Here is a 20,881-nt window from a genome sequence, read left to right as displayed (position 1 = left end):
TCTACGTTTTAGGCTTGGCTAGGAAACTGTAGATACATCTTTTTCAACTCATTGACCGATCTGCCGAGCGAGTAATGTGTCTTGGCTTTTTCACACGCTGAACGAGCAAGTTCATAACGATAAGCCGGGTCCAACATCACCTTTTCAAGCGCTTCTGCCAATGCAGAAGGATCTTCTGCCGGTACAAGCAACCCATTGCTACCGTTCTCGATCTGTTCCGGTATACCACCTACATCCGTACCCACAAGGGCAAGACAACTCAGCGCCGCTTCAGCGAAGACGGAACCAAATGCTTCTGCCCGTGAAGGAAGTACAAAAATATCAAAGAATGGCATGAATTCCTCAGGGTGCAGTGTGTAACCATAGAAAATGGTCTCATTATAGATCCCCAATCGTTGCGCCAATTCTTCCAGATCAGGACGAATCGGTCCATCTCCAATAATATGTAACACATAATCATGACCTCGACCCTTCAGTTCCGCACAAGCTTTGAAAAGAATATCCAACCCTTTTGCCGGAACAAGCCGACATACCGTGACCAGCTGTGGTATCGCATTATCATGAGGGATCGGCTTAAAGCGCTTCTCGTCAAATCCATTGGGAATCACACCGATGACATCAGGTTCCTTCACATAGGGAGCGAGATAACGGCGGAACGAATCCGACACCGTCAAGAGACGCTCTGCCTGGTGTTCCAGCTCACCATATATCGCAAGCAGGAATCGATGCTCCGGTCCATCCGTTTCAATGCGTCCATTAAGGATTAATTCTCGTTCATAACTGGAGTGTATCGTCTGAATGAGGGGTGTATCCGGGAAAACCGTTCTCATCGCAAGTCCTGCAATTGGGTGGTGGGCATGGATCAGATCATAGGGCTTCTGAATACGCAGTTTGGTCCACCAAAGATAATCACGATAAGTTTGAATATATTTTTGGACAACAGGACTATCCTGATATTCCGTCCAGTCAAACGTTTCGAACTGAACTTCCTCTCTGCCCTTGTTGCGAATTCGCTTTGGCAACGAGAACAGATCCATTTCCCACCTCGGGGTTGTAAATCTCTCTTGCATATACGGAATCATAGAGGATACACCTCCGGGCTGCTCCGGAGGAAAGAAAAGCGCCTGCAGCAATTTCACCGTTAGTTTCCCCCTTTCTAACTTACGTACTACTCTACTATCCATTATGACATAGGGAAGCCGGAACATCTATATTACGATAACTCGTATATACAACATATTCATGAAACGTTCCCCTCAGAAGCAAAAGCTCTAATTCAGCAGCCCATCGCTTGCGGTTGTCGTCAACATATTCATAGGATAGTCAGAATTCTCAGCTCAGTGGCTCCACGGGCTTCTCATATGTACTGTAACCATCGGTCTCTCCCAAAAAAGTATACCCGTTCCGCGCGTAAAAGGCGTTCAACGTAGCATTGCTCGCTCCGCAATCTAACCGAACAGTATGTTTGCCTTCAAAATGTATGCCGCTGCTGGACCATTGCAAAATGGACCGTCCTAAACCGCTCTGAGCATATTTTCTTCGAATCGCTAGCCGATGCAGATAAATTGCGCCATCCTGGGCATGAGCTTTTGAACCCCAAAGATGAATATCCCAAGGACTTGGCTGAACCAAAAGGATGACCATCCCCGCTACGTCCGCCCCTTTTTTAAATACATACACATCCCCACGCCGAATCGCCCCTGCCGTATCATGTGAATCTTCACCTTTAAGCAAAGCGTTCCATTGGGAAGAACCTTGGCTCTGTAACCATTCGGCTGTCTCCACCAGCAGCGACATCACATCCTCCATATCTTCCGGCTTCGCCTGAACCGCTTGAAAACCATCGTTAATATATTCGCTACTGATCCTGAATGAGTACATCATTGTTCTCCTCCGCTTCCTGATCTCTTTTAAACTAATGGTACTATACCGGGAAATGGATTTTTCGTCAAAATGAGAACAAAAAAAGGTAAAAGGCGGTTGCCCTTTACCCATCTATTCTGGCTTCATCAATAATCTGATTTCGATACAACATCGTCAGGTGCAAGGTGTCAAACTCCATTTCCTTGTCCAACTCCTGCATCAACACTTCGACCAGGGTCTTTCGCTGAATGCTGGTACCAGGAACCTCGTATTCAATGTATCCCGTCAGATCGGAATGAGAAGTGTCTATTGTTGCTGTTCCCACAGGCAATCCACCTCGCTCCTGAAGAAACAGCTCATATACCCGGAACTCCCGATCCTTACGCTTCAGCATGACATAACATGTTTCTTCAGCAGCTTCCAACTCATCCAAATCCGATTCATCGGTATCCTCAAATTCCTCGGAGAAATCGCGATGTACCCACTCTAACGTTTCGAGTTCGTTGCCCTGATGCCACATGCGGATTGTAATCGTATCGATGATATCTTCATCCAGCTCTCTGACCAGTAACTCTGCCGCAGCTTCCAATTGATTCTCTTCCGGCTCGTCATACCAGTGTATTTCACCTTGTACATCAGCGCCATATTGTTTTAAGGAAGCTTCTGCTAGTTCCTGCCCTTCGACATCATTGAAAATATACGTCGATATGCTGCGTCCTGCGCTTACCATTTCCATCTCCAGAACCTGATCCCGATCTTCATATGTAAACGATTCGGCTTGTGAAACAGGGATTACCTTACTTCCACTGCTACCTATATCGTCATAGCTGCCTTCGTCATGATTCATCTCTTCAGACGGCCACACTGTCTCTGACTCAGGCATATGCAGAACCGTATGTAATGAGCCACAACTAACCAGCACTTCATAATACGCAGCTTCCAACGCATCTGCAAGAGATCGGACATAGGCATGCACTTTTTCCACGATACGTTGCTCTGTATCATCTGGCAGAGACTCCTGCTCGATCTGAAGACTACCTGATAAACGATCTCCTTCTCTATACACAAGGAACAGTGAGCCTGCATATTGACCATTGACCATCACGTCCTGTACTTCTCCACCTGATGTCCGCAGGTCTGCAACCAATTCCACATCATAATTCATCACGTGTCCTCCTCCATTCCTAACATTATTCTCTTAGGATGCCCCTGAGGACGGTAGATTATGAGGAAAGCGTGCATTTTAAGTATAAGATGTAGGGTTAGACGGATAACACATATTTTTGGATTGCGTGTGCCACACCCTGCTCGTTATTGGAGAGTGTAACCTCGTCCGCAGCAGCTTTCACCTCGTCCGGTGAATTATCCATGGCAATGCCTTTTCCCGCAAAAGTCAGCATCGTAATATCATTGAAGTAGTTACCAATCGACATAATCTCCGAAGGCATGATTCCTTTCGATTCGGCTAGCCTTTTAAGCGCAGCGCCTTTGGACGCTTCGGGATGCATCAGATCAATAAAAAAGTCACCACTCCGTGTCATATAATAAGGCAGATTCCAAGTAGACCATTCCTGAAGTACTGCATCCATCTGTTCAATCGGACCAAATGCAGTGAACTTCGCCAGCGGTTCTGTCATGTCAACCCACTTGGGTAACTTCAGTGGCTCGGCCATAAAGTTGTAATACATCTCACGCACCTGCAACCCCAAACCTTCCGGTTGATCCACATACAGACCAAATGCCGTATTGATGTCAAAATGTACTCCATTGGTTCGACAGTAGGATATGATCGGCTCCAGTCCTTGTCCATCTAATGCAAAATGATGAACTACCTCACGGGTATCGACTTGCGCGGTAACGGCGCCGTTATGCGTAATCACATATCCATCCAGTCCCATCTGCTCCATAAAAGGAATCGTGTTGGCAGGACCTCTACCTGAACACAGCACAATCTCTGCTCCCTGACGGGAAGCTTGGATCAAGGTCTCCTGAGTCCATTCGGTAAGTTCATGATGATCATTCAGCAATGTTCCATCTACATCAAGTGCAATTAATTTATAAGTCATCTGGCTTCATCCTCATCTGTTAGTAGTCGCACCACTCAAACCCTCCCTTCTTGCTCACAGTTGTTAGGTCGGGTCTTGCTATGTCACGGTTGTCGTCGGAACGCTTGTTGCCGGGCACACCGCTGGTCAGCGGCGGTCCCGCTCAAGCTTAACCGGGACCATTACTGGCAGGGCTACGCTCTCTGCCCGACTCCCTGCTTCACTTCGTGAAGGTCGGGAGCTTCTCGCCTTCGGCGGTTAGTATCGGGGCTCCGCTTCCCTCCACGACTCCCTGCTCCGCTTCGCGAAGGACGGGAGCTTTCTCGCCTGCGGCGTTAGTATCGGGGCTCCGCTTCCCTCCACGACTCCCTGCTCCGCTTCGCAAAGGACGGGAGCTTTTACTTCCGCAGAAGACTCAACTCATCTGCGGTTAGTTCACGATAGCTTCCAATAGTAAGATCGGAAGCTAGTTCCAGCTCACCCATGGCTACGCGTTTCAGATAGACCACACGCTTGCCTACCGCCTGAAACATACGTTTCACTTGGTGAAACTTCCCTTCGTGAATAATAAGCGAGATCGACGAGATCGTACCTTCTTCCGTCTCTTCCTGACCAAGTATAGTCAGTTCGGCCGGCAACGTCTCGTATCCGTCATCCAATTGAATGCCCGCCTTGAAACGTTGCACATCCGCTTCATCCACGTTTCCCAGCACACGGGCTTCATAGGTTTTGGGCACATGCTTGCGTGGAGATAACAGATCATGGGCAAGTGGACCGTCATTCGTAAGAATGAGCAGTCCCTCCGTATCCTTATCCAGTCGTCCCACAGGAAAAGGATTGAACACCCGATCCTCTTTGCGCAGCAGATCCAGTACCGTCTTATCTCTGTTGTCCTCGGTAGCAGACACGACACCCGGAGGTTTATGCAACATCAGATAGATCATCTCCCGATACACAATCCGCTCCCCATCAGCTTCAATGACGTTGACCTCGGGATTCACCTGTATACCACTGTCTTTCACCGCTTTGCCGTCCACATGGATTCTGCCTTGTTTCACCATCGTTTTGAGTTCACTTCGTGTTCCCACACCCATATGGCTTAATATTTTGTCCAGACGCAACGTTTGTTTGCCTTTTCCACTCATACCGATGTCCACCTCCACCCTGCCGGATATTCATTCTTCAGTACACCATCCAGCCATTTTCCCCAGCCAGCGGCATAACCATCTACACATACAAGAACGTACCCTTTGGCAAACGTATCCGCCTTGAGCACCACTCGTTCTTCTTCAAAATTTAACGTTTCACCCTTGAGGTATCTCACGGCTTCGCCATCAGCGGATGACAGATTTACGCTTCGCCGTGCTTCAGATGCATTCAGAGCACATGCAAGCGGGTGGGACGGAACAAATCGCCCATTCTTGATCGTGCCCATAAACCAGCCTGGACGAATGACTTTCAGTCCCTCCAACCGAGCTGCACCAACCGATGATTGATACACCCGATCTCCATAACATACCGTCTCTCCAGTTAACTCAATCTCCAATTGTTCTTTCATAAACTGACTGTAGATCGCAACCGGATCCATACTTGCCGAATCAGCTCCGCGTCCCTGACCCCTTTCCGATTTACGTCCACCGTGATCTTTACCTTTTTTGCTCTGTCTACCCGAATTCTTGCTGCCACCAGCCTGTCTGTCATGGGACTCTCGGGATTCGATTCGCAACAAACGTTCCTTTTTACGATCAGCCTTGGTCATAGCAATTGAAGAAGCAGCAATAGAGTGATCCTTGTTCCCCTCTGCTTCAATCCTGGACACATCCACGACCTGTCCATACTCCATTGCTCCTTCTTTAACTACTCCAGGTTGATCTGTTTCTATTTCTTGCCCTGCACGATGCTGCAACACAGCGACATAATGCCCCTCTCCTTCCAAAAGGTGAGGCCACAATCTTGCGGTGCCACGCGTTTGATCCAGTACAGCTTCCGTCTCCTCTGCCTTCTCTGGCATCATCTGACGTACCCATTCCGGACGTCCTGGAGCGAATCCTTTTTCTTCAGGAATGTCCCTGACAACGAAATCATGGTTTACATTCAGAAACTCCGCAATCATTGCTTCGTTTTCCTCCGGCGCAAAGGTACATGTCGAGTACACGATGGTTCCTCCCGGTGCCAGCAACCGTGCCGCAGTCTCCAAGATATCCCGCTGCATGAGCACACATTTTTCCACCGAATGATGTTCCCACGATTTCACCATGTCTTCATCTTTGCGGAACATGCCTTCACCTGAGCAAGGCGCATCAATTAATACTTTGTCAAAATAATGAGGAAATGCATTTGCGATCCGCTCTGGCGACTCATTCAAAACAACCGCGTTACGCACCCCGTACAATTCCACGTTCTTGGCCAGCGCTTTGGTGCGTTCAGCATGGATATCGTTCGTGACAAGTACACCCTTGCCTTGCAGCTTTGCAGCAATCTGTGTTGTTTTCCCTCCCGGAGCAGCACACAGATCAAGCACGCGATCTCCAGGTTCCACCTGCAATAATTCAACGGGAGCCATTGCACTTGGTTCCTGTATATAATACAAGCCTGCATGATAATAAGGGTGCAGCCCCGGTTTAACACCATGAGGTACATAGAATCCTGTCTCACACCACGGAATAGGTTTTAGATCAAACGGAGCAATCTCATCGAATTGTTCCATCGATATTTTTAGCGTATTCACTCTCAGTCCCGCATGAGGAGACTGTTCATAAGATTTCATAAACTGTTCAAACTCATCACCCAGCAAACTTTTCATTCGCTCAGCAAATATCAAAGGTAACTTTACACCCATATTCCCACTCATCCTGTCTTGGTAAGATTGCAATATCGTTTTATTTTATCATATCCAAGCTTTGCTTTCCTATCATATCGTATCTATTCCACTACAGCGTGTAATGTAGTATAATGGCAAGTAGATTGATTCCTGAGCAAAAATTCGGGTGTTTATGCATATTATCCCAACCTTTATTTTTGCCCAAACTATATTTCGATATGATCGGTGGGGGATGTCCAATGAAATCCAAGAAGAAAAAGAAAAGTGCTGCGATCCTTATTTTCCTGGGTATTTTAATCATTATGATTGCAGCACTGGTTGTCGTAGACCAGCAATCCAAGAAACAGATGGATTCAGTGGAAAATGCTTATGGCATCGCTGCTTCCAAGCTTAATCCAGCTACACGGGAGCTACTTAGTGATCCCAACTATCAACAAATTATTGTACCCACTGATCTCAAAGCCAAAATCGATAACAAAGACAGCTTTTTTGTTTATTTCTTTGCTTCCGACTGCTCGCACTGCCGTGCCACAACACCTCAGTTGATGCCACTGGTTGACAGTGAAGGTATTGAGCTTCCGCAGTTCAATCTGCGTGAATTCGAAGCAGGATGGACCGATTACAATATCGAGTTCACGCCTACACTCGTCTATTATGAGGCTGGTGTCGAGAAAGACCGTATGGTTGGCGGACTGAAAGAGAATGGCAGTGACCAAGGCTACACACTGGATGATTACAAACAGTTTTTTCAAAAATATAAAAGCAGTGCTACTCCTTCGGCAAGCTAAATGATAGGATCTGTTACCACAGTATCTACAATCAGGTACTTGTATCACCAGAAACTGTTCTGTTGAAGGACAGGCTGTGCCAACTGCAATCATCTGAATATGACGCAACATTCAAAAACACCCCGATCGTTCCCTTTACAGGAATCGTCGGGGTGTTTCATAACCATGGAACTTCATATCCATGGGATGCTCATTTGAATGTTAGCGTGATTACGGTTCAACTTTTACTCTGATCCATCGCCTTCATCTTCTCTTCGTATATTCGCCCTCTGGTAGGACTCCGGCGTTGCGGAATATTTGGTTTTAGCTCAAGCGATCTTCTAGATATCTCTTGTTCTAAGACCTCATCAACAATTCGTATGGACAAATCCCTATAAGTCACAGACTGAGCGTCAGGCTCAGACAGTTGCTTCACGATTGCCTTTACTTCCTGTACCAAAATCCCAAGCTCAATGCCCAGAGTCGTAGCAGGATAAGGTTCCAGAAGATCAAGTGAGCTCTGTAACATCATCGTTCCTCCGCGGAGATTGCCATTCCTGAAGTGGTATAAACCAACTGCAATTTGCAACAACCCTTTATAGAGAGAATCCCGGTTACGTTCCAGCCACAATTCTTCCAACACCTCATGACACTCGAAATAATCCTGATCCCGATTGAAGTAGATTAAGTAGTCAACGTACAGTGGCTCATAGATGCTCATCCGGGTTTTCGCCCTTTCTGGCGTTGTTCAGAAGTTTCTTCACGTCATCCAGCAAGTCTTTGAGCCCTTCCATATCATGCCGTTCCCAGTAATCGTTAAATCGCTTCTGTGCTTCAATTGCTTCACTGACAAGGTGGTAGAAGTATAATTGATGAATGATATTCAATGTTCTTGACACGATATTGGAATCATCCTCAAATGCCTTCTGCGCCTCCAAAATCTGTAGACGAATAGCAGACATCTCGTTGTCCAGTATAAACGCGGCCTCAGCCGTTTTTTTCAGCCTAGTTCTCATCTCATCAGGTAACCCTTCGCGAAACTTGTAACTCAGCGAATGTTCAATGGTAGCCCAGAAGTTCATGGCAAGTGTCCGGATCTGTATCTCGGCCAAAACTTTCTTTTGTCCCAGAGCCGTCTGAACGGGATACTCAATAATCATATGGAAGCTACGATAGCCGCTCTCTTTGAAATTCGTAATGTAATCTTTCTCAATGAGTACCGTGAGATCCTTACGACCTCGAATATACTCGGCAACCCGACGGATATCATCCACGAACTGGCACATAATGCGGATACCTGCAATATCCTCAATGCCTGTTTCCACGTCATCAAGCGACACATTCAGTCGTCTGGATTTCTCCAGAATACTGGATATTTTTTTGACACGACCGGTAACGAATTCAATCGGGGCATACTCTTCCCGTTTCTTCAGTTCCGCTCGCATTGTCTTAAACTTGACTTTCAATTCCTCTACCGCTTGTTCATAAGGAAGTAAAAATGTACCCCAGTCTCTACCGTCCATGCTTATGCCTCCTGTCTCTATAGCGTCCCCTGTTCTATTCCATTATACATGATGTTTGGTGGGGGGAAGAGTCCCGAACCATTTTACGCTCTTCCCATGCTTCTATATTTTCATTCCGGGGATTCACATTCCTTCTTAACGATGCTCCGCACCAACCGCTTCAGAGATATGACGATAACCGTCCTTGCGCAGCAACTCACGCAGTCCAGCATGAATGCGCCGATTCACCTCAGGTCCTTCATAGATCAATGCTGTATATATTTCGACCAAGCTTGCTCCGGCTTTAATTTTCTCGTATGCATCCTCACTTGTGAAAATGCCACCTGAACCGATAATCGGAAGTTTGCCTTCGGTCTGGCGATAGATCTGGCGAATAATCTCCGTTGAACGGTCACGTAGAGGTTTACCGCTCAGACCGCCTGTTTCCTTCGCATGTTGGTGGGAAAGTCCTGTACGACTGATGGTTGTGTTCGTAGCAATAATGCCAGCAACACCGCTGTCTGCAATTGTGCGAACCATATATTCAAGTTCCTGATCATTCACATCCGGTGCAATTTTCACCAGAACGGATTTGGTCGCTCCGCCCGCTCGTGCATGCTGCACGTTCATCTCGTTCATAACCGCAGCGAGCAGTTCCTTCAATTCATTCCCATGTTGCAGATTACGCAAATCCGGTGTATTTGGTGAACTGATATTAACCACGAATAGATCAGCATAATCGTATAGTGCCTGAATGCACTTCGAATAGTCCAGGTGAGCTTCCTCATTAGACGTTGCCTTATTCTTGCCGATGTTAACAGCCACTGGAATACGCCGATCCTGTAGACGTGCCAATTCACCTGCCATGGCTTCCGCACCAAGATTGTTGAAGCCCATTCGGTTCACCAACGCCTCATCTGGAGGCAAACGGAACAGCCGTGGTTGATCGTTACCAGGTTGTGCAAGTGGTGTCACGGTTCCCACTTCCATGAATCCAAATCCGATGGAAGAAAAGCCCGTTACGGCCTGCCCGTTTTTGTCCAGACCCGCAGCCAGACCAACAGGTGTAGGGAAATGACACCCAAACATGTCAACAGCCAGATCAGACGTTTCACGAACGCCGTACATCACACGCAGTCCGGAAGGAACCGGACGGATGCTACCCACGCCACTAAGGCCGCCAATAATCAGATGATGGGCCTGTTCAGGGTCCATTTTGAACAACAAAGGTTTAGCAAGACTTCTGTATAACAAATCACTCACTCCGTTCTGGTCGGTACGCCAAAAAGCCGTTGTCCGTCTTTTCATATGTAAAAAAACACTCTACTCACAAGTTTATCTGTTTCTTATTAAAAAGGAAAGTAGTTTGCGCATAGACAGCACAAATCGAATAATACAAAATGCTCACAAGAAATCCACCCGCCCACTGGAAATGACGAGTTGAATTCTTTACAATGAGAGCATGGTTACTCTACACCAGTTCTATTCCAAATAAGGAGGAATAACTCATGGCTCCCAAACGTAAACCACCTGCATTACAGCAAAAGAAAGAAGAAGTGAATCGCAAAGCCATTGCATGGACAGCAGCCAGTGTAGGCGGCTTGATCATCATCATTGGTGCTCTTATCATTATTGCCAACATGTAGATGATTCAGGCTGAATCCATCTGATTCTACATATCAAACAGATCAATTCAGCCAGTGATACGTTTTGTTCGGATTATTCTGCTTTGGAACAAGCGTATGCTGATAACGCTGCTTTGCTTCTGGAACAAGCGTCAGATCTGGCAGTACATCTTCTCCAATGCGTACCGGAGTGCCTTGCGGAGCAAGAGCGAATAACTCTTCTACATCTCCTGTACGCATTCTCACACATCCAAGGGACTCATCCAGTCCGATACTGTCTGGCTCGTTGGTCCCATGGATGGCATAATTCGTATTCGAGAGCTGCATACCTCTGCTTCCAAACTCACCGTTCGAGCGTCCATTCGGATTGACCACTTTATCTGTAATGACAAATGATCCCTCCGGTGTGCGATCACCGCCAAGTCCCACATCATACATACGAATAATGGTATCCCCACTGATTAATGCAAGTTTATGTCTATCCTTATCAATGACAATCTCCAGCGGTTCCTGCAAAAAAGGCCGACCTCCCAGCGTATCTGCAAAAGCGGCATTTTTGCTTTGAGACGAATTCGAAGTCGTTGAACCATTCTCTTTACCACTCGAATCGTTCTTTCCTTCCTGTACCTTACCTTGATGCAGAGCTAACAGCTTCGGAAACATCTCGGTCATCCCTGGCGCAGTCTCTCCCAGGATATTGTTCGGAAATGGCTGGGCCATTTGCGTTACACTCTTGGGCCAAGCGTCATTTTTTTTGCGATAGGCAACGATTGCACTTGATAATGATGCAGCAGCTTCCTGTTTGGCAGTCCACGCCAAGGCCATCTTTTTGATTTTCGGTGTAATTTCAGGAGGTTCACAGTTACATTGCTTGGCATCATAACTCTGTGCAGTTAATTTCCCGCTTGTATTGGTTTGTACTATGTATTTCACAGGCATATTTCGCTTCCATAAAGACCAGTCATCCGAGGTTTGCATACCCAGTACAGCAGAGGTCTCTACTTTTGGACCAGACCCGGACCAGGCAGCTGCGAGCGCAGCCTCGCCATGATTACCTCCACCAAATGCCGCAGCAGTGAACACATTGCTTGGCGCAATGGATGCAGTTCCAACCTGTTTATCCGCTTCTACAGGCGCTTCGATGTCATCTGTGGATTCCAATGCTGCTGACAGTGCGTCGGCCGCTTCCCGACTGAAACCCGGAGCGTCCGCAGGTGGCAGACCTGCCAGCACAAGCAGCATTAACAATGTAAGCCACATTTTGCGTCTACGTTGTTTTTTCTCTTTTTGCTCAGACATTTCCACCAGTTTATCCTGATAGTCTACCCAGATGTCCGCAGGAGCTTTACTGCGTTCAAATGCCTCATAAACCTCGCCCGCTTGCTGAAAGCAATAGTTGGCTTTGGCCTCCTGTCCTTCGCCCAAATACTCCTTTCCGAGCAAGTACCAAGCCATTTTATTGTCGGGATGTTTCTTGACATATGTTCTTAGATGAGTATTTTGCATCCGTTCCTCCACTATTTCGCCTTTTTCCGTATATCATTATATATCGGCATAACCAAGCGTTGAATCCATAGGACTTGAGTACCCGGTGGAAAAAAGGGGGTTCGACAATGTTCGTCCTTGATCCATAGTCAGATAATCACAGTTAAATGAATGCAAAAAAAGCACCTTCCCTTGTCGTTAAGACAAAAGAAAGTGCTCTATGTTCATGTGAGAAATAATTAGCCTTCTTTATTGAAAGGCTCGTCCGCTACTTTGATTGAATCTGTAGGGCAGCCATCGCATGCATCCTGCATATCGTCAAACAAGTCGTCTGGAATAGCTTTGACACCATGGTTAGCATCGCCGTCAAAGATAACTTCAGCCAAACCTTCATCATCATAATCGTAGATGTCTGGAGCTGTTGCTCCACAAGCGCCACATGCGATGCATGTGTCTTTTTCAACCCAAGTATATTTACTCATTACATTCTCTCCTCCTAAAATTCAAAACGTACAGTGTTTTTATCTAGAAACATATTAATACAAAGTAAGGATAATTACAAACATTTTGCAACCACAAGTCTCTATTATCCCTTATTTAATCAAGACTTTGCAAGTTATCTTTTTGCAGGGAAGTACCGCGCACTTTATGATTACGAAGCAGCACGGAAGGATCGTCTCCAAGCATGCCCGCGGTCACAACAGCATTCTCACCAAATTTATCACGTAACTGATCCATAATCCGAATCAGATTGTCCTTCTTGGGCTTCTGCTCATATTCGAACAAGTCCATCTGCACAGCGGATTCTTCTCTTGGAATCAGGTTCTGAAGTGTCACACCCAGCATGCGTACAGGCTTGCCACTACCCCAATGCTTCTCAAATAGTTTACAGGCCTCACGGTATATGACCGTTGCATCCTCCGTAGGAACTTCCATTAGACGTGATCGGGTGATTGTCTTCATATCCGGTGTGCGGATCGTAATCTGAATCCCCTGGCTGAACATTTCGTGCTTGCGCAATCTTCTGGCTATCTGGTCACTTATATTGAGGAATACCCGATGAATCTCATTCATATCCGATACATCTGCCGGTAAAGTGGTTGTATGCCCAATGGATTTATTGGCCTCACGTTCCGCGTGAACTGCGGAATGGTTAATGCCATTCGCGGAATTTTTGAGCCATGCTCCATTAACTCCAAATAGTTCGGTCAACATGTTCTCATCCGACTTGGCCAATTGACCAATCGTTTCAATGCCCAATTTTTTCAGCTTTTCAGCCGTTTTTTTGCCAATGCCAAACATCTCGTTGCATGGTCTGTGCCAAAGAATCCGGGGTACATCCCTCATGCGTAAAATGGAGATACCGTTCGGTTTTTTCAGATCCGAAGCCATCTTCGCCAATAATTTGTTGGGTGCAATGCCAATGGAACATGGCAGCCCCAATTCATCCTTGATTCTCCGCTGAATGCTCTCCGCAATCTCCATTGGATTCCCGAATTGCCTTGAACCGGTAATATCAAGATAACATTCATCAATGGATGTCGCCTCAAGTTGAGGCGTATAACTATACGCAATCTGCATGAAGGCTCTTGAATATTGACGATATAAATGAAAATCAGGACGTATCACAATGAGATCAGGGCACTTTTTCATGGCTTGGTGCACAACCATACCTGTTGAGATGCCTCGATTACGAGCGGCATACGAGCAGGTTACAATTACACCCTTTCGCAGTTCACTGCTGCCCGCAACGGCCGTTGCTTTTCCTCTATATAAATCTGGTTCCTCGGCTTCATGTACAGAGCAGTAGAAAGCATTCATATCGACATGCAGAATCACCCGTCCGGCTGCAGGGTAATATTGATCCACATTTGCTGGAGGATTGCCGTCTGAAGACATCATGAACCCCCGCCCTTTCTTGCACACTAATTAATGAAACGAATTTCTTTCTTCTATAGTATATCAAACCCGTTATGTTAATTCAGTCACGAGCATTTATTTTCTGCGAGATCTGATCAGAGACCGAATAATTAACCATCCTACACTCACAAAAAATATCAAAGTGATCAGAGCAATAATCGTATTTTCCCATAAAAAAGTCAAAATCACCCCTCCTTTTCTTCCATATATTACAATTAAAACTCAATAATAGATTATAACATACATCCGGATTATGATTAACATCCTTCTTTTTTCTCTAAAATCCGTTAATTGTTACTTGAAACTGCGATTTCTATGTAGCATTTGGCTATAATGGTGCTATAATAATTAATTATACAAATTGACGACTTTAGGACAAATCAGCGCATTGAGTTTAACACAGTGTAGCGTTGCCGAATCGAAGGATTCGTCCACTAACGTACTTAACAGCTTTTCCTAACTTACAATCCAAACTTTTAAAAGAGCGCTTTATCTCAAAGGAGGATCTTCATGTCAAAGGCCATTTCCATCTTCGATACGACTTTACGTGACGGCACACAAGGGGAGGGTGTCAGCTTATCGGCAGACGACAAACTCAAAATTGCCAAGAAGCTTGATGACCTGGGTGTCCATTATATTGAAGGCGGAATTCCCGGCAGCAATACCAAGGACATTGAGTTTTTCAAAAGAGTCAAGGAATTAAACCTGAACGCAAAGGTCGTTGCTTTTGGCAGTACCCGCCGAAAAGGCAGCGTTGCTAGTGAAGATGCCAACCTGAAGCGCATGATCGAATCTGGTGCTCAGGCTGCAACCTTGGTCGGTAAATCATGGGACTTCCATGTGCATACCGCTTTGCAGACTACTTTGGAAGAAAATTTGTCCATGATCTATGATTCCATCGCCTATCTGAAACAGAATGGTATGGAAGTGATCTTTGATGCAGAACACTTCTTTGACGGATTCAAACATAACCCGGAGTATGCTCAAGCGGTCTTGACCAAGGCCCACGAAGCTGGAGCGGACTGGCTCGTTATGTGTGATACCAACGGCGGGACGATGCCAAACGAGGTGCACGAGATCGTATCCACATTGCATAGAAGCCTGCCTCATGCACATCTCGGGATCCATACACATAATGATTGTGAATTGGCTGTGGCCAACACACTCAGCGCTGTACAAGCCGGAGCCCGTCAGGTGCAAGGAACGATGAACGGTTATGGAGAGCGTTGCGGTAACGCCAATCTCGCATCCATTATCCCGAACCTGCAACTGAAACTTGGCTATGAATGTGTTACTGATGATTCCATGAGACAACTTACAAACGTGGCTCGTTATGTTAGCGAGATTGCCAATGTGAATATGCCGATTAATCAGCCTTATGTCGGCAATGCTGCTTTTGCTCATAAAGGTGGAATTCACGTCTCTGCCATCCTGCGGGATTCACGTACCTATGAACACATCGTGCCTGAACTGGTTGGTAACAAACAACGTGTGCTGGTCTCTGAACTTGCCGGACAAAGTAACATTGTATCCAAAGCACAGGAACTGGGGCTTGAGTTCGATCCAAGCAGTGCCAATTCACGTCAGATTATCGAGAAGATCAAAGACTTGGAGCATCAGGGTTACCAGTTCGAAGGTGCAGATGCTTCGCTTGAATTGTTAATTCGTGAAGCGAACGGTGATATGAAAGAATTGTTCACGTTTGAATCATTCAAAATGCTTGTAGAGAAAACGGCGGGCAAATCCGTTGTTTCTGAAGCTTTTGTCAAAGTGAATATCGCTGGAACAAGCGCTTATACCGCTGCTGAGGGCAATGGTCCGGTTAACGCACTCGATAACGCCCTTCGGAAAGCACTGGTGCAATATTTCCCTTCCCTTGCCAACATGCATCTGTCGGACTACAAAGTGCGTGTTCTGGATGAGAAGGATGCTACAGCTGCCAAAGTTCGTGTATTAATCGAATCCAAAAATACGGAGAACACATGGAACACTGTCGGTGTATCCGAGAACGTAATTGAAGCAAGTTGGGAAGCACTCGTTCACAGTTTCCGCTATGCTTTGCTTCAAGAAAAATTACAGGATGAGCCGGGTACACTCCCTATTCCTGCTCATGGGATAAGTAACCACTAATAACGCTTATTTCCCGGAAAATATAAAGAAGCCTCTGTACCCATGATTCATGGATGCAAAGGCTTCTTTGTTTACATGAAAATTAATTCGCAATTAACTTTTTAATCTTACGTTCCAACTCTTTCTCGGGCAATATGCCCAGAACAATCTCCTGTATAACTCCTCTGGAGTCAATCAGAACATTCGTTGGAAAAGCCACCCCATTGTATTGAGCATACACAGTCCCCTTCTCATCCAAGGGAATAGGGAACGTCAGTTGGTACTCATCCACAAAAGCTTTGGCATCTTTGAGTTTATCATATGACGTTACATTAACCCCATACATGTCAAGCTTATCCTTGTATTTCGCAGCCATTCTGTTCAGCTCTGGAGCTTCCTGCTTACACGGCTCACACCAGGATGCCCAGAAACTGACAAACGTGGCCTTATCTTTGGCACCGCCCACACTGTACGTCTTCCCATCCATTGCTGTCAGAGAAAAAGCAGGCGCCAGGAGACCCGCACGAGGTCCCGTCTCTGTAGGCATGGGTTCTTCCTGCTTAAAGACCGCTGCAATGCCGTCACCCGCATTCTGGGCCAGTGCAATTCCAACCAGCAAGACAACACCAAGGAGTATGTATATGTTTCGTTTCATAACCCGCCACCCTTTTATATAATTAGCATATTGAAACTGAAACCGTAATTTCTGCACATGCTAAGTGTTTATCACGCTCTATGACAGTTCACCAGAACATGATTCCCAAATGTTCTCTTTATTATTGTACCCTTTTCCTTTAAAATTTTACAATCCGCATCACAGAAAATAAAATGAAAAAGGACTCCTGCCATAGCAGGAGCCAAAGAGAGAGGGGTGAATACAAATGGCAGCACTTCACGGGCAGCAAAACGCCTTCTACATCCCTTCTTCCGTAGAACAAGAGATGTCAAAGCACATGTTCCTTTCGCTGCCGCAAGAAGCCTGCGGGGTTATGCTGGGTGAAACCGCAGCGGGCGGTATACGAATCAGTCGGTTTCAGCCCATTCGTAACGTAGCACCTGACCCGCTGCACCATTTTACTCTGGACGATGCCGAATGGATTCGGTGCGTATTCTCCGAGCCCAAGCTCATTGGTATCTTCCATTCTCATCCCCAGACCAGGCCTGTTCCTTCCTTAGAGGACATCCAAGCGCTTCCAGCCTTCGCCGGTTTGCTTCAGATGTACCTCATCGGCTCACCCGACCTTACAAGCGGGTCGCGATCTCATATGCATCTGAACGGTTATCGGATTGAATCTTCGAAGGAATCGCAGGATCCGGCACAACACGTTGTGCCTTCATACAATCTGCTTCCCGTTCCGTTATGCGTGACTTAGCTGGGTATACAGATCACCCAAGGTCTCTACATTTTTACGAGTCATGTCCTCCAAGTAGCAGGACCATAACTGTGCAGTCATTTTTGAATCTTCCAGTGCATGGTGACGTCCATAGATCGGAATCCCTCTGGATTCCAGCAATTCATCCAGACCATACCCCGGCCTGCTCGGTTCAAGCCAGCGGGCCAACATCATCGTATCGATCAAACGATGTGTCAGCCTTACCTTTGAAGTCCGCCACAGAGCTGCATTCAGAAAAGCTCGGTCATGCGCACTTGCGTGTGCAATCAGAACATTTCCACCTACAAAAGACATGAAATCATGCAGCCCTTCCAGCAAAGTTGGTGCGTCCAACGTCATCTCCTGTGTAATACCTGTAAGTTCAGTAATATGTTCCGGAACCGCAGTCTTGGACTGCACCACCGTATAAAACTGTTCTCCTTCCAGTACCACACCTCCATGTATACGGACCGCACCAAATGAGATAATCTCATCCCCGTGCTGGGGCGAAAATCCCGTCGTTTCCAGATCAAATACAACTGCGTCCAGCTCATTTAGAGGTGTATGCAGAACCTCAGGTCTGCGTTGTTCTCTCATCATAGAGCGGATAAACGCCATGTGTTGCGCCGTAGGGGCTCCCATAATGGAAGCGATGGCGGAAGGAACCCCTCCCTGACGCAGCGAATTCCAGAATCCTGTATTGCCCCTTGCCGGCTCTCTCATGGACGTCTCCTTTCTGCAAAACGCAACTGTCTTTGCAAAGCACGATGCACTCGTCGTACCAACCCGAGCGTATCCCTGAGCTCATAATGAATTTGCTTTTGTTTCATCTGTTTCTCATCCAGGAACCCACTGCTATGTTGCAAATCCCCTTGGATAACAACCGGTGTACTTCGGCGAAATTTCAAAGCGGCAAAGAAGGCCCGCTGGCATGCATCCAGTAATGTAAATGGAACAGCTTCAAGTGAAGTCAGTCTCTCCATTCTTTTTAACGTAGATGACTCCTTGATCCCATGTTGCAATGCCAAATAACGGGCACTGTTCACCAGCGGAATGTACAAGCCATACTTGATATCAAATCCGCCTGCATGTTCACCAAATCGTTCTGTGACCACACGTCCAAGTACATTTAATGTAGCTTTATGTTTAACCGTATTACGAAGAACTGCATCCGAAAGTTCAGGAACCAGTCTGAACTGTTCATAAAAACTCGTGATCCATTCCTCCGCCAGACTTTGCTCACCTGCAACAAAACGCATGTCTGAAGCAATAATCAGATTACGAACAGGCTCCCAATTCAGATCCGAGCTCCAATCTGCTAATTGTTGTTTCCATGACGCCAGCGTTTTTCTCCAGAGTGGCTCAGAGCACATGACTTTACCTTCGCACTTGGCGTAACCAAGCTCTTCCAACATATCCGTCATTCGCTGTCCGAGCTGAGCAAAATATTCCTCTTTACCTTCATGCGGAGTATCGCTAATGATCATGCCATTATCCTGATCACTCCATAACGTTGCTTCTTCCCTGCCGGAACTGCCAAATACGATAAAGGCATAGGGGACGGGAGGTTGGCCGAAGCCTTCCTCAACCATCCCCTGAATGCATAACTCTACTGCTTTCCGTGCAATCCGGTCATGCAGTTCATTTACCGTTTGGTACCACTCGATCGGCGACAAGGAAGCGGACAACAATTCCTGGAGCTCGTTCTGTAATATCACACGTGCCTGGCGCAGTTCTTGAGAAGACACCGCACCATCGATTCCCTGGTAAGACCAGGAATAGTTTGTATACGAGATGGGTTCCATCATGTCCAGCCTCCTTGAAGCATGATTCAGCATCATTCACCTCAGGAGCTGAACGTACCACCATTGGATTTAGAATCTACATTTTTCATTTGTTCAGGGTATCCGTAAGTACCGTGCTCACTGATATCCAGACCCATTGTTTCTTCTTCTTCAGTAACACGGATGCCCATGATCGCTTTCATACCGCCCAGAATAATGAAGGACATTACCAGTACGAAGGCAAAAGCACCTACCAGACCGAGAAGCTGTACGCCCAATTGGTGGAATCCACCGCCATAGAACAGACCCGCTTGACCTACACCCGCATGCTCAGCAAGTTCTGGTGTAGCGAACAAACCTGTGGAGATTGCTCCCCACATACCAGCAACACCGTGTACGGAGAAAGCGTAGATTGGATCGTCAATTCCTTTACGATCGAAGTACTGTGCCGTGAAGAATGTGATAACACCAGCCAAAGCACCGATAACCAGAGCTGCCCAAGGTTCAACGAAGGCACAAGCACCTGTAATTGCAACGAGTGCCGCAAGCACACCGTTCAACATGCTAGGAATATCGGACTTGCCAAGAACTGCCCAAGAAATCAACAGTGCAGCAACACCACCAGCTGCAGCAGCTACGTTAGTAGTCAATGCAACATAACCAAAGAATCCATCGTCCAAGGCCGTTAAAGTACTACCTGGGTTGAAACCGAACCAACCGATCCAGAGGATAATAACCCCGAGTACGGAATACACTTGGTTGTGACCTGGAATGATGTTAGGTTTGCCGTCTTTGTTGTATTTACCAATACGTGGTTTCAACAAGATCGTCGCTACCAATGCTGCAGTCGCACCAGTCAAGTGAACAACCGTCGATCCTGCAAAGTCTTGCATACCCAGCTCAGCCAACCAGCCGCCGCCCCATACCCAGTGAGCAACAACCGGATACATGATAATGGTATAAAGTGTACCGAATACAATATATACGCTCATTTTTGCACGTTCAGCCATACCACCGCAGGCAATGGCCAGAGATACCGCCGCAAAAGCGAGGTGGAAAACGAATTTAACAGTCAGTGGAACATCGGAGAAAGCCAGTGATTCGAAGGAAGCAGCCATCTTGTCACCGCTCAGGAAGAATCCTGTTGTTCCAAAGAAGCTGTTACCATTACCGAAACCAAGACCGAAACCCAAAGCCCAGAAGGCAATAACTGAAATTCCCAATGTCAGGATGGTCTTACCCGCAATGTGTCCTGCATTCTTCATTCGTGTTGAACCCGCTTCAAGTAAAGCAAATCCCCCTTGCATCAAGAACACGAGTACAACAGCCAGAAACGTAAAGGCTGAGTTCAAACCACTTTGAAGTTCAATGTTAGTCGGACCCTCCGCAGCCGCAAATGCGCTAACCGGAAAAGCGAACAAAGTAAGCATTACTAACATGGACACCAACCATTTCTTTCTCATATACCCCACTCCCTCTTATGTTAAGTTTCTTCACATAACGTGAAACTCTTAATGTCATTATAAGCAGAAGAGAGGAAAGTTGACAAGAGTATTTTCATCAAAATTGAAAATTATTTCTGGGAAT

The 20,881-nt window shown here is 46.5% G+C and carries 20 protein-coding genes; 4 read left to right on the top strand and 16 right to left on the bottom strand.

From position 1 onward, the window contains the following. Nucleotides 1-8: 8 nt before the first annotated feature. The 6 genes from MHH25_RS10615 to MHH25_RS10590 all read right to left on the bottom strand — a co-directional run bounded on the left by MHH25_RS10615 (nt 9) and on the right by MHH25_RS10590 (nt 6,747). Nucleotides 9-1,139 (bottom strand): glycosyltransferase family 4 protein, encoded by a 1,131-nt coding sequence (locus MHH25_RS10615; RefSeq protein WP_100529318.1) that lies wholly within the window; start codon nt 1,137-1,139, stop codon nt 9-11. 193 nt (nt 1,140-1,332) lie between these two features. Then, nucleotides 1,333-1,881: a GNAT family N-acetyltransferase gene (locus MHH25_RS10610; protein ID WP_340020486.1), complete on the bottom strand. Its 549-nt coding sequence runs from the start codon at nt 1,879-1,881 to the stop codon at nt 1,333-1,335. Nucleotides 1,882-1,987: 106 nt separating this feature from the next. Next, a complete protein-coding gene (locus tag MHH25_RS10605) occupies nt 1,988-3,028 on the bottom strand; it encodes a hypothetical protein (protein ID WP_340019951.1) in 1,041 nt (346 codons plus the stop codon). 97 nt (nt 3,029-3,125) lie between these two features. Further along, nucleotides 3,126-3,929, bottom strand: coding sequence for a Cof-type HAD-IIB family hydrolase (locus MHH25_RS10600; RefSeq protein WP_127543931.1), 804 nt, complete (start codon nt 3,927-3,929; stop codon nt 3,126-3,128). Between the two features lie 377 nt (nt 3,930-4,306). Next, the gene (locus tag MHH25_RS10595; RefSeq protein WP_340019950.1) at nt 4,307-5,053 is read right to left on the bottom strand and encodes a pseudouridine synthase; all 747 of its coding nucleotides are present in this window, start codon (nt 5,051-5,053) and stop codon (nt 4,307-4,309) included. After that, entirely contained in the window at nt 5,050-6,747 is a 1,698-nt protein-coding gene (locus MHH25_RS10590; protein ID WP_340019949.1) for an RsmB/NOP family class I SAM-dependent RNA methyltransferase, read from the bottom strand. The genes MHH25_RS10595 and MHH25_RS10590 overlap by 4 nt, the downstream gene beginning before the upstream one ends. A 221-nt stretch (nt 6,748-6,968) precedes the next feature. Between MHH25_RS10590 and MHH25_RS10585 the strand changes: the two genes are divergently transcribed. Continuing rightward, complete coding sequence (locus MHH25_RS10585) at nt 6,969-7,517, top strand: thioredoxin family protein (RefSeq protein WP_340019948.1); 549 nt, start codon at nt 6,969-6,971, stop codon at nt 7,515-7,517. Between the two features lie 217 nt (nt 7,518-7,734). On the opposite strand, the gene MHH25_RS10580 is transcribed toward MHH25_RS10585, so the two are convergent. From MHH25_RS10580 to MHH25_RS10570, 3 genes are all read right to left on the bottom strand, one after another. Further along, nucleotides 7,735-8,217 carry a DUF309 domain-containing protein gene (locus tag MHH25_RS10580; protein WP_036609634.1) on the bottom strand — a complete coding sequence of 161 codons (483 nt, stop codon included), beginning with the start codon at nt 8,215-8,217 and terminating at the stop codon, nt 7,735-7,737. Further along, nucleotides 8,204-9,019, bottom strand: coding sequence for a GTP pyrophosphokinase family protein (locus MHH25_RS10575; RefSeq protein ID WP_036609636.1), 816 nt, complete (start codon nt 9,017-9,019; stop codon nt 8,204-8,206). The genes MHH25_RS10580 and MHH25_RS10575 overlap by 14 nt, the downstream gene beginning before the upstream one ends. Before the next feature lie 135 nt (nt 9,020-9,154). Then, on the bottom strand, nt 9,155-10,252 hold the full coding sequence (locus MHH25_RS10570) for a quinone-dependent dihydroorotate dehydrogenase (RefSeq protein ID WP_017689366.1): 1,098 nt from the start codon (nt 10,250-10,252) through the stop codon (nt 9,155-9,157). 254 nt (nt 10,253-10,506) lie between these two features. On the opposite strand from MHH25_RS10570, the gene MHH25_RS10565 reads away from it, so the two are divergent. After that, nucleotides 10,507-10,644 (top strand): hypothetical protein, encoded by a 138-nt coding sequence (locus MHH25_RS10565; protein WP_017689367.1) that lies wholly within the window; start codon nt 10,507-10,509, stop codon nt 10,642-10,644. A gap of 42 nt (nt 10,645-10,686) precedes the next feature. Here MHH25_RS10565 and MHH25_RS10560 read toward each other — a convergent pair whose 3' ends face one another. The 3 genes from MHH25_RS10560 to MHH25_RS10550 form a co-directional block, all read right to left on the bottom strand. Then, on the bottom strand, nt 10,687-12,129 hold the full coding sequence (locus MHH25_RS10560) for a L,D-transpeptidase family protein (protein WP_076249897.1): 1,443 nt from the start codon (nt 12,127-12,129) through the stop codon (nt 10,687-10,689). 218 nt (nt 12,130-12,347) lie between these two features. Then, nucleotides 12,348-12,590: a ferredoxin gene (locus MHH25_RS10555; protein ID WP_017689369.1), complete on the bottom strand. Its 243-nt coding sequence runs from the start codon at nt 12,588-12,590 to the stop codon at nt 12,348-12,350. 115 nt (nt 12,591-12,705) lie between these two features. Beyond that, complete coding sequence (locus MHH25_RS10550) at nt 12,706-14,007, bottom strand: DNA polymerase IV (RefSeq protein WP_340020485.1); 1,302 nt, start codon at nt 14,005-14,007, stop codon at nt 12,706-12,708. Nucleotides 14,008-14,538: 531 nt separating this feature from the next. Here MHH25_RS10550 and cimA point away from each other — a divergent pair. Beyond that, nucleotides 14,539-16,158 carry a citramalate synthase gene (gene cimA, locus MHH25_RS10545; protein ID WP_047842385.1) on the top strand — a complete coding sequence of 540 codons (1,620 nt, stop codon included), beginning with the start codon at nt 14,539-14,541 and terminating at the stop codon, nt 16,156-16,158. A gap of 82 nt (nt 16,159-16,240) precedes the next feature. Here the strand turns inward: cimA and MHH25_RS10540 are convergent, their stop codons facing one another. Beyond that, nucleotides 16,241-16,792, bottom strand: a complete 552-nt coding sequence (locus MHH25_RS10540) for a TlpA disulfide reductase family protein (protein ID WP_100529308.1) — start codon at nt 16,790-16,792, stop codon at nt 16,241-16,243. Between the two features lie 226 nt (nt 16,793-17,018). Here MHH25_RS10540 and MHH25_RS10535 point away from each other — a divergent pair, with 226 nt between their 5' ends. Beyond that, on the top strand, nt 17,019-17,510 hold the full coding sequence (locus MHH25_RS10535) for a M67 family metallopeptidase (RefSeq protein WP_340019947.1): 492 nt from the start codon (nt 17,019-17,021) through the stop codon (nt 17,508-17,510). Here MHH25_RS10535 and MHH25_RS10530 read toward each other — a convergent pair. The 3 genes from MHH25_RS10530 to MHH25_RS10520 are packed head-to-tail and all read right to left on the bottom strand — an operon-like array spanning nt 17,496 to nt 20,757. Beyond that, nucleotides 17,496-18,233 (bottom strand): exonuclease domain-containing protein, encoded by a 738-nt coding sequence (locus MHH25_RS10530; protein ID WP_017689374.1) that lies wholly within the window; start codon nt 18,231-18,233, stop codon nt 17,496-17,498. The two genes, MHH25_RS10535 and MHH25_RS10530, sit on opposite strands and share 15 nt — an antisense overlap. Beyond that, entirely contained in the window at nt 18,230-19,318 is a 1,089-nt protein-coding gene (locus MHH25_RS10525) for a DUF294 nucleotidyltransferase-like domain-containing protein (protein ID WP_340019946.1), read from the bottom strand. The genes MHH25_RS10530 and MHH25_RS10525 overlap by 4 nt, the downstream gene beginning before the upstream one ends. 38 nt (nt 19,319-19,356) lie before the next feature. After that, on the bottom strand, nt 19,357-20,757 hold the full coding sequence (locus tag MHH25_RS10520; protein ID WP_076326943.1) for an ammonium transporter: 1,401 nt from the start codon (nt 20,755-20,757) through the stop codon (nt 19,357-19,359). Nucleotides 20,758-20,881: the final 124 nt, after the last annotated feature.

Source organism: Paenibacillus sp. FSL H3-0457, from assembly GCF_037981725.1.
Classification (GTDB): domain Bacteria; phylum Bacillota; class Bacilli; order Paenibacillales; family Paenibacillaceae; genus Paenibacillus; species Paenibacillus amylolyticus.
Note: the sequence above shows the minus strand (reverse complement) of the source record. Positions and strands in the feature narration are given on the sequence as shown.